This window comes from Methylomonas sp. BW4-1 (genome assembly GCF_052474385.1).
In genome coordinates this window covers 2,767,920-2,783,075 of the sequence record NZ_CP184125.1, presented here as the reverse complement: position 1 = coordinate 2,783,075, position 15,156 = coordinate 2,767,920, and the positions used below count along the sequence as shown (strand labels likewise).

The 15,156-nt window shown below is 54.2% G+C and carries 14 protein-coding genes; 9 read left to right on the top strand and 5 right to left on the bottom strand.

Features of this window, described 5'->3' with window-relative positions; genetic code table 11:
- Positions 1 to 3: 3 nt before the first annotated feature.
- From ACH5Y9_RS12800 to rluB, 8 genes are all read left to right on the top strand, one after another.
- Positions 4 to 726, top strand: a complete 723-nt coding sequence (locus ACH5Y9_RS12800) for a tetratricopeptide repeat protein (RefSeq protein WP_445366340.1) — start codon at positions 4 to 6, stop codon at positions 724 to 726.
- A complete protein-coding gene (locus tag ACH5Y9_RS12795; RefSeq protein WP_445366339.1) occupies positions 726 to 2,684 on the top strand; it encodes an ATP-dependent DNA helicase in 1,959 nt (652 codons plus the stop codon). The genes ACH5Y9_RS12800 and ACH5Y9_RS12795 overlap by 1 nt, the downstream gene beginning before the upstream one ends.
- Complete coding sequence (tsaB, locus tag ACH5Y9_RS12790; RefSeq protein ID WP_445366338.1) at positions 2,681 to 3,367, top strand: tRNA (adenosine(37)-N6)-threonylcarbamoyltransferase complex dimerization subunit type 1 TsaB; 687 nt, start codon at positions 2,681 to 2,683, stop codon at positions 3,365 to 3,367. The genes ACH5Y9_RS12795 and tsaB overlap by 4 nt, the downstream gene beginning before the upstream one ends.
- A 102-nt stretch (positions 3,368 to 3,469) precedes the next feature.
- Entirely contained in the window at positions 3,470 to 4,090 is a 621-nt protein-coding gene (locus ACH5Y9_RS12785; protein ID WP_101051618.1) for an L-threonylcarbamoyladenylate synthase, read from the top strand.
- 5 nt (positions 4,091 to 4,095) lie between these two features.
- The gene (locus ACH5Y9_RS12780) at positions 4,096 to 4,749 is read left to right on the top strand and encodes a site-2 protease family protein (protein ID WP_192393999.1); all 654 of its coding nucleotides are present in this window, start codon (positions 4,096 to 4,098) and stop codon (positions 4,747 to 4,749) included.
- A 2-nt stretch (positions 4,750 to 4,751) separates the two neighbouring features.
- Complete coding sequence (locus tag ACH5Y9_RS12775; protein ID WP_445366337.1) at positions 4,752 to 5,573, top strand: segregation and condensation protein A; 822 nt, start codon at positions 4,752 to 4,754, stop codon at positions 5,571 to 5,573.
- A gap of 265 nt (positions 5,574 to 5,838) precedes the next feature.
- A complete protein-coding gene (gene scpB / locus ACH5Y9_RS12770; protein WP_445366336.1) occupies positions 5,839 to 6,681 on the top strand; it encodes an SMC-Scp complex subunit ScpB in 843 nt (280 codons plus the stop codon).
- A 25-nt stretch (positions 6,682 to 6,706) separates the two neighbouring features.
- Positions 6,707 to 7,429 carry a 23S rRNA pseudouridine(2605) synthase RluB gene (gene rluB, locus ACH5Y9_RS12765; protein WP_445369891.1) on the top strand — a complete coding sequence of 241 codons (723 nt, stop codon included), beginning with the start codon at positions 6,707 to 6,709 and terminating at the stop codon, positions 7,427 to 7,429.
- Positions 7,430 to 7,676: 247 nt separating this feature from the next.
- On the opposite strand, the gene ACH5Y9_RS12760 is transcribed toward rluB, so the two are convergent.
- From ACH5Y9_RS12760 to ACH5Y9_RS12750, 3 genes are all read right to left on the bottom strand, one after another.
- Positions 7,677 to 8,426, bottom strand: a complete 750-nt coding sequence (locus ACH5Y9_RS12760) for an IS5 family transposase (RefSeq protein ID WP_445366335.1) — start codon at positions 8,424 to 8,426, stop codon at positions 7,677 to 7,679.
- Positions 8,389 to 8,943, bottom strand: coding sequence for a hypothetical protein (locus ACH5Y9_RS12755; RefSeq protein ID WP_445366334.1), 555 nt, complete (start codon positions 8,941 to 8,943; stop codon positions 8,389 to 8,391). The genes ACH5Y9_RS12760 and ACH5Y9_RS12755 overlap by 38 nt, the downstream gene beginning before the upstream one ends.
- Positions 8,944 to 9,273: 330 nt before the next feature.
- On the bottom strand, positions 9,274 to 9,582 hold the full coding sequence (locus ACH5Y9_RS12750) for a hypothetical protein (protein WP_445366333.1): 309 nt from the start codon (positions 9,580 to 9,582) through the stop codon (positions 9,274 to 9,276).
- A 428-nt stretch (positions 9,583 to 10,010) separates the two neighbouring features.
- Here ACH5Y9_RS12750 and ACH5Y9_RS12745 point away from each other — a divergent pair, with 428 nt between their 5' ends.
- Positions 10,011 to 10,529, top strand: coding sequence for an REP-associated tyrosine transposase (locus ACH5Y9_RS12745; RefSeq protein WP_445366332.1), 519 nt, complete (start codon positions 10,011 to 10,013; stop codon positions 10,527 to 10,529).
- A 47-nt stretch (positions 10,530 to 10,576) separates the two neighbouring features.
- Here the strand turns inward: ACH5Y9_RS12745 and ACH5Y9_RS12740 are convergent, their stop codons facing one another.
- Together ACH5Y9_RS12740 and ACH5Y9_RS12735 are read right to left on the bottom strand one after the other, a co-directional pair.
- A complete protein-coding gene (locus tag ACH5Y9_RS12740; RefSeq protein WP_445366331.1) occupies positions 10,577 to 13,681 on the bottom strand; it encodes an error-prone DNA polymerase in 3,105 nt (1,034 codons plus the stop codon).
- Positions 13,665 to 15,155 carry a Y-family DNA polymerase gene (locus tag ACH5Y9_RS12735; protein ID WP_445366330.1) on the bottom strand — a complete coding sequence of 497 codons (1,491 nt, stop codon included), beginning with the start codon at positions 15,153 to 15,155 and terminating at the stop codon, positions 13,665 to 13,667. Before ACH5Y9_RS12735 ends, ACH5Y9_RS12740 begins: the two co-directional genes overlap by 17 nt.
- Position 15,156: the final 1 nt, after the last annotated feature.

Sequence of the window (15,156 nt, the reverse complement as noted above, 5' to 3'; positions counted from 1 at the left end):
TAAATGAAAAAAAAATCTCTGTTAATTTTGTGCCCTCTGTTACTGATATTAACGGCGTGTAGTAATCCTGGCTCAGAACCACCGGTGGCCGGCAGCGTACCGGCCAAAAAAGCCCCGGCTAAAAAATCAGCGGCAAACAAAGCTCCCGCAACTACTGCTAAAAAACCGGTGTCTAGTCCCGATACCGCCACCTATCCTATCGAAAGTGTCAGCAATAACTTTAAAGATGAACCGAATCTGCCGACCTTTCGCGCCGAGCCGTTGATGCCGCCGGCCGATATTCCGCCGCCTGCACCAGCCAGTCCGGCTTTAGCGGCACCCGCTCCTGCGGCGGTGGCTACAGCAACTGCGCCGGCACCGAAGTTTGTCATAGAAGACGCGCGCATCCCCAGCGGCACGCCGCCGGCGGTGGTGGCTTTAATTAGCGAGTCAGACCGCAGCCGTAATAGTGGCGACCTGGATGCTGCAGTGGTCGTGATGGAACGGGCGCTACGCATCGATTCACGCAACCCAACGCTGACTTACAAGCTGGCGCAGCTCAGAATCAAGCAAAATAAACCGCAACTTGCCGAAGAATTGGCCGGCAAGGCCGCTTTGCTGGCTGGTGGTGATCTGGATCTGAAGCGCAAAAGCTGGTTGCTGATCGCCGAAGCCCGACAAATGCAGCAAAATGCCCAAGGGGCCAGAGAAGCTAAAGCCAAGGCGGACAGCTTTTTCGGTCGCTAGTGGTTGACAGTTCCAAGCCGGCGCTTGCCAGCGCCGCCAGCAAATTGACCGATGTTTTTGGCGAAGGCGGCGCCTTAGCCGAAATCATTAGCGGTTATTCGCCGCGTGCCGCGCAGATCGAGATGGCCGAAAAAATCGCCTATGCCATTGAGTCCCAGCAAAACCTGATTGCCGAGGCCGGCACCGGCACCGGCAAAACCTTTGCTTATCTGATTCCCGCGATCCTGTCCGGCAAGAAAGTCATCGTTTCCACCGGCACCAAAAATCTACAAGATCAATTGTTCAACAAGGATTTGCCGGTGATCCGCAAAGCCTTGAGCAGAAGGCCGTTCAAAGCCAGCTTGTTAAAAGGCCGCGCTAATTATTTGTGCACCTACCGGTTGGAACAGGCTTTGAATTCCGCGTTCGGTTACAGCCAGGAAGACGCGGCGGCGTTGGCGCAGATCAAGGCTTGGTCGAAGCGCACCAAGGCCGGCGACGTCTCGGAAGTGGCTGACGTGCATGACGGCGATCCGGTCTGGTTTCACGCCACCTCCACCACCGACAATTGCCTGGGGCAGAACTGCCCGGATTATGCCGATTGCTTTTTAACCAAAGCCCGCAAGCAGGCCCAGGAAGCCGAGATCGTGGTGGTCAATCATCATTTGCTCTGCGCAGATTGGTCGATCCGTGAAACCGGCTTCGGTGAATTGCTGCCGGATGCCGAAGTCGTCGTTATCGACGAAGCCCATCAACTGGCCGACACCGCCTCCAATTTTTTGGGCGTGACGATTAGCGGCAAACAACTGGTCGATTTGGCCGACGACAGCCTGGCCGAGTATTTCACCGACGCCAAGGACATGCCGGATTTGCGCACCGCCTGTGAGGACCTGCAACACGAAGTCAAGGATTTGCGCTTGGCGTTTGGGCTGGAACTGCGTCGTGGCGACTGGCAGGATATCGAAACCAACCCCAAAATTGCCGGCGCGCTGGAATCCTTGCAAAAACAGTTGGCGCGCTTGACCGACCAATTGGAGCGCGCCTCGGTGCGCAGCAAAGGCCTGGAATCATGCTTCGACCGCGCCGAAGCGCTGGACGCGCAGCTGGAAACTTTGATCAACGATAAGGACGGGCAGTGGATCAAATGGTACGAGACTTATAGCAAGTCTTTCACGCTCAGTCGCACGCCGCTGGATATTGCCAAGGAATTTCGCGGTTTCATGGCCCGGCACAAAGCCACCTGGATTTTTACCTCCGCGACCTTGAGCGTGGCGAATAATTTTGTGCATTTTTCCAAAAATCTGGGTTTGAGCGGCGCGCTTAGCCAGAGTTGGGAGAGCCCGTTCGATTATCCGAACCAGGCCTTGTTTTACCACCCCAAGGGCTTGCCGCAACCCAGCGATCCTGACTTTACCGAGAGAATTGTCGAGTTCGCCTTGCCGGTGCTGGAAGCCAGCCGAGGCAGGGCGTTTTTCCTGTTTACCAGCCACCGCGCCTTGCAACGCGCCGCACAATTGCTGGACGGTAAGCTCGATCATCCAATCTTGGTACAAGGCACTCGCTCTAAAGGCGTGTTGCTGGATCAATTCAAGGAATTGGGTAACGCGGTATTGCTCGCCACCGCCAGTTTTTGGGAAGGCGTTGATGTGCGCGGTGATGCCTTATCCTGCGTGATTATCGATAAGTTGCCGTTCGCTTCGCCCGGCGATCCGGTGTTAAAAGCGCGGATGAATGCGATGGAAAAACAGGGCCGCAACCCGTTTTTCGAACACCAATTGCCTAGCGCCATCATTATGCTGCGTCAGGGTGTGGGTCGCTTGATTCGCGACGTCAATGACCGTGGGGTATTGATGGTCTGCGATCCCAGGTTGTTGAAGCGCTCTTACGGCCAGATGTTTTTGGACAGCGTGCCGGCGATGAAACGCAGCCGTGAAATCGAGGATGTGCGGCAGTTTTTTGCAACAGAGGAAAGCATTTGAAATTACTGGCAGTAGAAACTTCCACCGATGCCTGTTCGGCGGCCTTGTTTATTGATGGCGAGATCACCGAAAAGTTTGCCGTAGCACCGCGCGAGCATACCAAACTGATCTTGCCGATGATTGATCAATTGATGGCCGACGCCCAGCTCAGGCCGCAACAACTCGACGCCATCGGCTTGAGCCGTGGCCCTGGTTCGTTTACCGGCGTCAGAATTGCTGGCGGCGTGGTGCAAGGTATTGCTTACGGCGCCGATTTGCCGGTGGTACCGGTTTCAACGCTGGCAGCAATCGCGCAGGATTTTTTCAATCATCACGCCGAAGCGGAGCTTAGTTTTACTGCCATGGATGCGCGGATGGACGAGATTTTTTGGGGTGTGTATCAACGCAACGACTTGGGCCTGGCGGCGTTGATTGGTGCTGAAGCCGTGACCCCAGCCGGCGAAGTGATCTTTCCCGATCTCACTGGCTTTGGCGTCGGTTCCGGTTGGGGCGTTTATGCGGAGCAGCTGGGCCAGCGCTTAGCTGAGCGCGTGTTGGGCATCGAAGTAGAGGTTTGGCCGTGCGCCGGCTGCGTCGCTCAACTGGGCGCTTATGGATTTGCCAACGGTTTGGCCGTTGCTGTCGAGCAAGCGATGCCGGTTTATCTGCGCGATAAAGTCGCAAAAAAACAATCGGAAAGATAAGTGGGCCAGTCTTCTTTGACCGACCACTAAAACTGCGTCGCGACGTTTTTAAGTGCCTTCTAAGGTACAATGGCGTTTTATCTAAGCCCATCTTTTTAGCCAATGGCGCAATATTTCGAAATTCATCCGAAGAACCCGCAGCCGCGCTTGATTCAACAAGCAGTCAATATCTTGCGCAACGGCGGAGTCATCGCCTATCCCACTGACGCATCCTACGCGCTGGGTTGCCAGATCGGCGATAAGGCGGCCATGGATCAAATTCGCAGCCTCCGCCGGCTGGACGATAATCATAACTTCACACTGTTGTGTACCGACCTGTCGCAGGTTTCCACCTTCACCAAAATGGGCAATGAAGCCCACCGCTTGATCAAAAAACTGACGCCAGGTCCGTTTACGTTTTTACTGGATGCCACACGCGAAGTGCCGCGCCGGTTGCAGCACCCCAAAAAGAAAACCATAGGCGTCAGAATCACCGACCATCCGGTAGCTCAAGCCTTGGTCGAGCAGCTTGGCGAACCATTATTGACATCCACCTTGATGATGCCCGGCGATGAGGAGCCTTTGGCCGATCCTTACGAAATCCGCAAGCGGCTGGAAAAAGAGTTGGCCCTGGTCATAGATGTGGGCGTGATCGAATATCAACCCACTACCGTCATCGCTTGCGGCGACAAGTCGATTGACATTGTTCGGCAAGGTATCGGTATTGCGCCGATGTTGGAGTAAAAGCCATGATGGACGAATTAACCCTGATACAAAGGATCGTCGTTTGGATTTTGCCGGTGATTTTCGCGATCACCGGTCACGAGGTGGCGCACGGCTGGGTGGCCAAGAAGTTAGGCGACAACACCGCTGCCGACCAAGGCCGTTTAACGCTGAATCCTCTCAAACATATTGATGTGCTGGGCACCCTGATTATCCCCGGCTTGTTATTGCTGACCTTTACCGGTTTTGTGTTCGGTTGGGCCAAGCCGGTGCCGGTCGATCCCCGCGCGTTTAAAAAGCCGCGCCAAGCCATGGCGATTGTGGCGGTAGCCGGCCCCCTTTCCAATCTATTGATGGCGATGGCCTGGGCTTTGCTGGCTAGAATCGGCGTCATGTTGGAAATTGAATACATCTCTTTTCCGCTGATTTACAGCGGCGTAGCAGGCATCAGCATCAATTTGGTTTTGGCTTTGATTAATCTTCTGCCGATTCCGCCCTTGGACGGCAGCCGGATTTTGTCCGGAGTGCTATCGGATTATTGGGCTTGGCAATACAATCGTTTGGAACGGTTTGGTTTTATTTTTTTGTTGATATTACTCGCTACCGACGTGTTGCAATATTTGCTGGCTTATCCTATGTACTACGCCCAACAATTATTTTTTAGTTTGGCGGGCATGTAGTTTTGAACGAAGTAGCACTACCGGTTGAAGCCGCGCTGCCGCCGCTGGCGCTGGTGCAAGGCCAGCCTTATCAGGATTTACCGGAAGATCTTTACATCCCGCCGGATGCGCTGGAAGTGTTTCTGGATGCGTTCGAAGGGCCGCTGGATTTGCTGTTGTATTTGATTCGTCGGCAGAATCTGGATATTCTCGACATCCCCATCGCCCAGATCACCCGGCAATATATCGCCTACATCGATATGATGGAAAATTTGCGTCTGGAGCTGGCCGCCGAATATCTGGTGATGGCCGCGCTGCTGGCGGAGATCAAATCGCGGATGCTGCTGCCCAGGCAGCCGGAAAGCGAAGAGGAAGAAGAGGACCCCAGAGCATTTTTGATTCGCAAATTGCAGGAATACGAAGCGATCAAAAAAGTCGCCGAAGAGATCGATCTGCTGCCCAGAAACGAGCGCGATACCTTTGAATTCGGCGTCGACACTTCAACCGTGGATGTACAGCAAATTTTGCCGGATGTGCAACTCAAGGAACTGCTGCTGGCCTTCCAGGACATTTTGAAGCGCGCCGAGAGGCTTACCCATCATCAAATAACCAAAGAACCCCTATCAGTCCGTGAACGAATGGCAGCCATTTTGGAAAAACTTAACGGAGCAAATCAGCTCCCTTTCGCAGCGTGTTTTACCCGAAGTGAAGGAAAAAACGGAGTGGTTGTCGCGTTTCTTGCCATCCTTGAACTCTCCAAGGAACGCATCATCGACATCTTCCAATCCGAACCCTACGCCGGCATTCAGGTCAGAATCCGCCTCGATAGCGGCACCGGCGACTGATTCGCAGTTAGCCGAAACCGTCGTTGATGATGTTATTCCCACAGCCAAACCCAGAACGCCCCGCAAGCCGCGCATCAAACCCGAGCCGGTTACGATATTCGTGCCGGTCAAACGGCGGGCCGTTCGGTTTCCGGCTATCTGGACTAGCGAGCCGCGCGTTGCGGTTGTTCAAAGCCAAGAACCAAGTAAACCCGTGGTTTTGCCAATTTCCCGTAGGCACGCGGTGCGCTTGTTGCCGGGTTGGCGGAGTAGTTGGCAAGCACCCGTGCCGGAGGCTGCGGCCGTTAGCGAGTCTAGGCGCGCAACCCGCTTACCGCTGCGTTGGGCCGAGATTATTCGCGCCAGCACCTACGAACCCATCGTGGTCGAACGCCACCGACTACAGCCCGACATAATTAAAGAGTGCGACATGAACACCAAGCGCATCGTGGAAGCCATTTTGTTTGCCGCTAATCGGCCTATGACGATTAAACAGATTCAAGAAACGTTTCCGGAACTAGAGCAACCGGACACGCTAACCGTACAAATGGCTCTGGAAGACATCGCCCGCGACTATGCCGACCGGCCAATCGGCTTGCGGCAATTGGCCAGCGGTTATCGGTTTCAGGTGCGGGAAGGCTTGTCGCCGTATGTCACACGCTTGTTTGAAGAAAAGCCCTCGCGTTATTCGCGCGCGTTGCTGGAAACTCTGGCGATCATCGCTTATCGCCAGCCGGTGACGCGTGGTGAAATCGAGGATATTCGCGGCGTCAGTGTCAGCAGTTCCATCATTCAAACCCTGTTGGAGCGTGAGTGGATTCGCGTTATCGCCCATAAGGAAGTACCGGGCCGGCCGGCCTTGTTCGGCACCACCAAACAATTTTTGGATTATTTCAATTTAACCTCATTGAGCGAATTACCGACGCTGGAAGAAATCGTCAACTTCGATTTCGGTAATTCGCCTCAACCGCAACCCGAGCAGGACCAACGTGAAAGACCGCAAACCGCCGAGATCGAACAATCCATCAGCCCCGCAGGACAAACGGACCCAGAAACCACAGCCGCGGAAACCGAGTTCGACGCCCAAACCGAAGCCGGCCTCGGCGCCGAAAACCTCACCCTCCACTAAAGCCGCGCCCGCCGGCGGCGAGCGCATCCAAAAGCTGTTGGCGCGGGCGGGTGTCGGCTCACGGCGGGAAATCGAGCGCTGGATAGAGGAAGGCCGGCTGACCGTCAACGGTAATCCTGTGCAGCCGGGTTATCACTTAAAGCCTGACGATCACTTGCAAATCAATGGTCGGGTGGTGAAGTGGGAAAAATACGCCGAACAACCGACCCGCGTATTGGTGTACCACAAACCGGTCGGCGAACTGGTCACCCGCCGTGATCCGGAAGGCCGGCCGGTAATCTTTACCCAACTGCCGCGCTTGCAAGTCGGCCGTTGGATCGCGGTTGGCCGCCTGGACATCAACACCTCCGGCTTGATTTTAGTGACAAACAACGGCGAGTTGGCCAACCGCTTGATGCACCCGTCGCGCGAAGTCGAACGGGAGTACGCGGTGCGAATCTTGGGCGAAGTCGACGATGCCATGCTGGCGCGCTTGAAACAAGGTGTGGAACTGGAAGACGGCCCGGCACATTTCGAAGACGTCAGCTTTTACGCCGGCGAAGGCGCTAATAAATGGTTTTATGCCACGGTGAAGCAGGGGCGTAACCGTTTGGTACGGCGTTTATGGGAATCTCAAGGCGTTAAAGTCAGCCGCTTGATTCGGGTTCGCTACGGTGATGTGAGCTTACCGGAGCGGGTTAGGGCGCATTCGTTTTATGAATTGGAGGCCAAGGAATTGGCGGCTTTGATGGAGTTTGTGGGGTTGTAGTCTGTTTTGGTCTTATGGGTACCTGTAATAAGTAAAATCAGTTATAGGTTTTTACTTATCATTTTAAGACATGATTTCGATCACCGATTTATTGTCATATTGATCGGTTTACATAATGAATTTACGGAAAAATGTTTCCGCGTTTTGAACTGGCTTGTAACCGATTTGTATGGATTCTAAACTCATGCCAATTTCCTATGGCATTTTATTATTTACTTTTGAATGAATACTAGGGGCTGTTGCCGTTTTACATGGGTAACCAAATAAAAGCGCAGGCCAAAGCGACAACGCCTTCAAAATTGCGTTTCAATTTGTCATATCGCGTCGCGATGGCTCTGAAATGTTTCAATCGCGCAAAGACATTTTCAACGAGGTGGCGATATTGGTAGAGGCACCAATCCATTCCGTCATTCCCGACGATTGAATTTTGTTTTCTAGGAATGATAGGGACACTCCCTTTCTCTCGAATTTGAATCCGTAGAGGTTCACTGTCATAGCCTTTGTCAGCGACCGTGTAGTCAGCCAAAGGCAGTTTAGCCACTAATTCCGGCGCTTCTTTGCAGTCATGGACTTCACCACCGGTGATCGAGAAATGAATAGGCAGCCCACAGGCATCAACGGCCATATGGATTTTCGTGGTGTGACCCGCAACGGATTTCCCAATCGCGGCATCCTGTTCATGAGCCGCACCACTACTATGCTGATGCGCTTTCACGATACTGCCGTCAATAAAGGTCCATTCCAAATCCGGTGCCACAACCAGGCCTCGAAAGATGCCCATCAGTTTTTCTTGCAGTGACCACGCATTAAACCGTTTGTAGACTGCATTCCACTTACCAAACGTGGCAGGCAGGTCTCGCCAGGGGCAGCCGACTCGCATGCGATAAAAAATCCCTTCTACCGTTTGCCTGAGCGAAGGCTTGTCATAAATCCCCAGGCTTAACAGGATGGCTTTGAATTTATTCCAGTATGCATCCGTAAACATTTGTCGCGGCATAGCTCACTTGTCTTCTGATTGAAAAATCAATCAATGAGGCAGAGCCGTTCGATTTCAAGGCTATCGTTTCAAAATGGCAACAGCCCCTAATAATTTTCTTGCCGTCATGCTCGATAATTAGCTCCAAACTCGGTCGAAAAATTTGGAACGAATCTTCTTTGAACATTGGTAATTCAAGCGCAATTTTATTTGGCCCTCTATCTATATTTTCAACTTGGAATCCAAATTCCTTCATAACTTTCACTTGGTCATCAAAGTCGCAACTGATATTGACAAATTTATCCGTTATAAAATTAATTTTCGGGTAAGGTACAAATTTTGGCCCAAGTCCACGGTAATATTCATCCACCTCTTTAGCCATGACTTTCAATCCCAAAGGTGTACAGAAATAATACTTATCCATGTCGCCTGCAAATGCGGGTTTAGTGGTTAGTGAGATAGTTAATATCGGCAAGGCCGTAAGGTGTAATAACCAACGGGCACTGTGCCGTATTATTTTTCGATTACTCAAACTCATATAAATCTCCGTCGATGCAAGTTTCGTAGTTACTGTCTAATACCTGCTTATGCAAGCGAAAAATTAGTTTAGTAGAGTGGGTCTATTTTTGTGCCTACCCGGAATGGTTGGTATAAGTGATGATTCGCTACCGCGAAACTTGATTGAATGCCGGTTCTCGCCCCTGCGGGCTATTCCTATCAAAAGCTCCGGTACTCGGCGCGGCATACGGGATAAAACTGTCCGCAAATTTATATTGCGTAGGCTGGGTAGGAGCGATAGCGGAAACCCAGCTTAAAGGTTTCTAACCTAACTAAGAACGGCGTTTTTGGGTAGTGCGTTCGGCGCGGATCAAGACAAGAAGGATTTCAACTTGTCCGTGAAGCTGTGCCAGCCTTCTTCTAGTTTTGCGGCGGATTCTTTCCATCCGCTTTCAAAACTTTCTTTAACATCGTCCCAGGTCTCGTCGGCGACGGCGGCGATTTCTGCGGCCTTGGCTTTGGCTTGTTCCAATTTTGGCTCTAGTTCGGCGATGGCCGCGCGCGCTTCCTCCAACGCCTCATGGGATTCGTCTAGGGCTGTTTGTTTGAGCGCTTCTAATTTCACTTGCTGTTCGTCAATCGAAGTATTAATTTTTGCTAGCAGTTCATCTTTGGTCATGGCACATTCCTCCCGCGCGGGGATTGGTTGATTGAGTGTGCAGTCTAACAAACTTGTGTTACTGGTTGTCGGATTTGCTAAGTTTATGAAATTAAAGATTAGTTGATGATTGGCGGCTAAGGATAGGGGTTATCCTTTTAAATGCCCGGCCGAAAATACCCCCGGGCAAAAATTTTGGTTCGTCGGCTAATAGGGTCGGTTTTTGTTCTCAAACGGATTTCGCTGGCTAATCAGATTAACGAGCCCGCTTTGTTTGGCTCGGTAAAGCCATGTAGGCCGGAATAAGCGTTAGCGTTTCCGGCAAAACGTGCAATTGCCAGAAACGCCTATCGGCTTATTCTGGCCTACACTAGGACAGTGATTTTTGTTGGAAATGTCCGCCTTGGACTAGGCTAAAAATAATCTTACACTGGCTAACTAATGGAATTATGAGCGACTATCGGCGGTTATATGTCCCTGGCGGCTTGTATTTCTTTACGGTTGTGGCATATCGTCGCCAACCGATTTTCGCCGATATTCAGCGGGTTGCGTTGCTTCGTCAGGCGTTGCAAGAGGTTAAATGCAAACGACCTTTCGACATAACCGCTGCCGTCATTTTGCCTGATCATTTGCATTGCCTCTGGCTATTGCCGGAGGGCGATTTCGATTATTCAACCCGGTGGCAAATGATTAAAACTGCTTTTTCTCGAAGAGTTTCGGCGAGTGTGAAAAAAGGCGGTGCAAAAACCATTTGGCAACCACGTTTTTTCGAGCATTGCATCCGTGACGAATCCGACTTTAATAAGCATTTGGATTACATCCATTACAACCCAGTCAAACATGGTTTGGCTTTGTCTCCCGGTGAATGGCCACACAGTTCGTTTCAACGTTTTGTAGATGCTGGGTTTTATCCCGCCAGTTGGGGGTGTGCCCTGGCTGCGGATATTGCGGACTTGGACTGCGAGTAGTCGAGTTGGGTTAAGGGATAAAAACTATTCTTTTAAAATTTGGCGCTTCAATGAAAATCCCGGGATTTAGTTTCCAATTCGCCGATCCAGCTGCTCCAGTCTTCCAGCTTGCCGGCTACCAAGTGCAGCACACCGTCTTCCTGTTGAATCGTGCCGGTCACCGACAACAGGCGAGCTTTCAGCAAGGGTTTACGTTGGGCCAGGGCAGTGGCGGGCCAGACCACCAGGTTGACCTGGCCGGTTTCGTCTTCCAGCGTTACAAAGGTCACGCCGGATGCCGTCATCGGCCGTTGCCGGCAGATCACCAGGCCCGCGACTTGGACGATGCTGCCGTTACGGCGTTGCCATAAGGATGCGGCGGTGGTGACGCCGCGGCGGCGCAAGCGTTCGCGCAGCAGGCTCAGCGGGTGTTCGCGCAGGCTGAGCCGGGTGCTGGCATAATCGGCCAATACCTCCTGTCCGGGCTTGGGGGCTTTTAATAGCGGCGTGGCTTCGGCAATCTCTGCGACCCCAAATACCGGCGTCGCAGCTTCCACACCACCAGCCGCCCAGAAGGCCCGATGCCGGTTGCCGGCCAGGGTTTTTAACGCATCTGCTGCCGCCAGGTGTTCCAAATCTTGCCGATCCAGTCCGGCGCGCTCGGCCAGATCGGTGACGCTGGTAAACGGTTTAGCTCTGCGGGCTTGGACAATCTTGGCCGCCGCTAGTGCTGATAAACCTTTAACTTGATTAAAACCCAAGCGTAAGGCCGGTGCGGCGTTGGCGGGAAACTCCAACGAGCATTCGCTGAGACTGGTCTGTACGTCCACCGGCCGCACCTCCACGCCATGCCGCCGTGCATCCTGCACCAGTTGCGACGGGCCGTAAAAGCCCATCGGTTGGCTGTTCAGCAAGGCGCAGCAAAACGCCGCCGGATGATGGCGCTTCAACCAGGCCGACACATAAGCCAGCAAGGCAAAGCTGGCGGAATGCGATTCCGGAAAGCCGTAATCGCCAAAGCCCTTGATCTGTTGAAAAATCCGTTGGGCAAACTCGGCGCTGTAGCCGCGCGCCCGCATGCCGTCCAGTAACTTGCGCTCGAACGGCTCCAGGCCGCCCTTGCGTTTCCAGGCTGCCATCGCCCGGCGCAATTGGTCGGCTTCGTCGGCGCTAAACCCGGCCGCGACCATCGCCAGTTGCATGACTTGCTCCTGAAAAATCGGGATGCCTAAGGTGCGTTCCAGTACGGCTTTAACTTCAGGGCTGGGGTACTCGATTTTCTCCAAACCCTTGCGCCTCGCTAGATACGGATGCACCATCTCCCCTTGAATTGGGCCGGGGCGGACGATGGCGATTTCGATAACCAGATCGTAATAATTGGCCGGCTTCAGGCGCGGCAGCATGGTCATTTGCGCCCGCGACTCGACTTGAAACACGCCAATGCTGTCGGCTTGTTGCAGCATCGCGTAAACCGCCGGGTCTTCGGCCGGAATGTCGGCCAGGGTCCAGGCCCGACCGGTATATTGACCAAGATATTCCAGGGCCTTACGAATCGCGCTGAGCATGCCCAGCGCCAGCACGTCCACCTTTAACAGGCCCATCGCTTCCAGGTCGTCTTTTTCCCATTGAATCACGGTGCGGTCGGCCATTGCGGCATTTTCCACCGGTACCAGACGTGAGAGTTCGTCGCGAGCGATGACGAAGCCGCCGACGTGTTGCGACAGATGGCGCGGAAAGCCCTTGATTGCCTGAACCAGCACGGCCAAGCGTTGTACGGTGGGGCTGTCCGGGTCGAAGCCGCATTCTTTCAGAGATTCCGGCATTAGCTGATAGCCATCCCATCTATCTACGCTGTCGGCCAGGCGTTCGACTTGCGCCAAGTTCAAACCCAGGGCCTTGCCGACGTCGCGCACCGCGCTGCGGCTGCGGTAGGTAATCACCGTGGCGGCCAGCGCGGCGCGATGCCGGCCGTATTTTTGATAGATATATTGAATCACTTGCTCGCGGCGTTCGTGCTCGAAATCGACGTCGATGTCCGGCGGTTCGTTACGCTCACGAGACAGAAAACGCTCGAACAGCAGATTCATTCGGCTCGGGTCGACTTCGGTAATCCCCAGGCAATAGCACACTGCCGAATTGGCCGCCGAGCCGCGGCCTTGGCAGAGGATGCCTTGCTCCCGCGCGTATCTGACGATGTCGTTCACAGTCAGAAAATACGGTTCGTAAGCCAAGTCGGCGATCAGCGCCAGTTCGTGCTCGATTTGTTGGCGTACTTTTAGTGGTTCGCCATGCGGCCAACGTTTGCGAACGCCGGTTTCGGTCAAATGCCGTAGCCAGGAAGTGGGCGTATGGCCATCCGGCACCAGTTCTTGCGGATACTCGTAGCGCAATTCGTCCAGCGAGAAGTGGCAGCGCTCGGCGATAACTACGGTCTGTTGCAGCCATTTAGAGGGATACAGCTCGGCCAGCCGGGGCAGCGGGCGTAAATGCCGTTCGCCGTTGGCGAACAAGGCATAGCCCAGTTGCGATAAGGGCTGGCCAAGGCGGATCGCGGTCAGCGTGTCCTGCAAGACTTGGCGCGAGCGGCGGTGCATATGCACGTCGTTGCAGGCGACAATTGGCATGTCTAAGCGTCGGGCGGTAGCTTGCGCCTGTTGGCAATAACTTGCGTCGCGGCCGGATAGAAACAGGCCGATTCCCAGCCATAAATCGCCGGCAAATAGCTGTTTCAACCAATGGCCATCTTCTTCGCGGTAACAATCGTTGGCCAGCCAGATCGCCAGACAGCCTTGCGGACAATGTTCGGTTAAATCGGATCTACTTAGCAGGTAGCTGCCTTTTTCGGCTTGGCGGCGGGCCAGGGTGATCAAAGCGGACAGGTTGCCGTAGCTGGCCCTGTCAGTGGCCAGCAAGAGCAATTTCAGACCGTCGTCCAAGACAAACTCGCTGCCGATGATCAGTTTGATATGGTGTTTCTTAGCGGCCAGATGCGCTCTTACCACGCCGGCCAGCGAACATTCGTCGGTCAGCGCCAGCGCTTTGTAACCTAGCCGGGCGGCTTCCTCGACCAGTTCTTCCGGATGCGAGGCGCCGCGCAGAAAGCTGAAGTTGGACAGGCAGTGCAGTTCGGCAAAACCGCTGTCCGGCGCGTTGGCCTCATCCGAACAAGCCATGCACAAACCATTGTTGTTTGGCGTTTAAGTCGCGATACACCCACAGTTTGCGGCCGCGTTTGTCTTGGGCGATGTGATAGTCGCGGCGGATCGGCTGGTCGTCCCACCAGCCGGACTCGATGCGTTCCGCCGACGATAGCAGGCTAAGGCAGCTTAGCCGCACCGGTTCGGGATTAGCCAGCAGCCACAAAGGCCTGGGCGCTAAATCGGGATTGGCGGTTAGTTGGTTTGGTGCAACGGTCATGGCGCGTTCCGGGCGATGGTCGGCTTGCGCGCCGGGGAATTTCAAGGCTTGATGCCCCAGTCTGGCCTGCAACTGATCCAAAACCGCTTGCCATTCGGCGTAGCTATCCAGTTTTTCGTGGTCGTCGAACAGGCTGAAGCGTTCCGGCTGAAACGGCGCTATGGCTTCGCTCTGCAAGGTAATGGCCAGCACCGGCGCGGGTAACGGTGAGCGTTCCAGCTTTTCGTGCAGCAAGCTGCACCAGTGTTTAGGGTCGCGGTTGCCGGCGCGAAAATCCAATACCAAACACGTAGCCGGGCGGCCGTGATGCTGTAGTTCCAGCGTGATGCCTAAGGTTGTGGCGTCGCGGGTTTTTAGAAACGCGGCAAATTCGCCGGCCAGTTGTTCGATAGCCGGAAAAAAATGTTCGATACGTTCCAGTTCGATGGGCATCTCCCGGCTGGCCTGGAAGAGCGGCGGACTATGGAAGGCCTGTAAAACTTGAGTTTGCCGGCCGGCAAGTCTGTCCAGTTTTGGCAATAACCCGGCACCATAACGTTTCGCCAGGCCGTCGCGCGGTAAGCGCCACAGGTCGGTGAGTTGGCGAATGCCGGTGCGCATTAGCCGGTGTAAGAGTTTATCGTCTAGCTCCAGGGCGGCGATGGGCAGCGGGCCCAGTGCCGAGCGCAAGGCCTGGCGGTCTGTGATGATGGTCTCCAGGCTTAGTCTTGCCAGTAAGTTGCTGGCGGTGGCGGACGGGCTAATGGCGATGAGCGGATGATGTCCGCTGACCTGTAAGGCAAGTCGCAGTTTATCTTGTAATCTCTCTACACCGCCGAACAATGTCAGGCAGGAACGAATTTCCAACAGCAGGCAATCCGGCTGATCCAGGCTGACCCATGGGCTGAAATCCAGCGCAATTTCGGCGAGTTGTTGTAATGCCAGGCGTTCGGCGAACGGGTCGCGGTTACGAATGCTCAGGTCGGGACACAGGGCTAAAGCGGCGGCGGGAGTCATGCCCGCTTCGACGCCGGCTTGCCGGGCCGGCGCCGAGACCGTATGTAGACGAGTCTGGCCTTTGTGGGGCATAGCACTGGCGACAGCCTGATTTAAATCCAGATGCAGTGTAGTCAAAGACAAGTCAGGAAAATAGGCGCATAGCCAAAGTTGGCTGTTGGCCGGATTGGGCTTTACGAGGGTGCCGATTCGCTCTGGCGGCGTTGGCGATAGCGCCCTGGCGGTGGCAGCCATG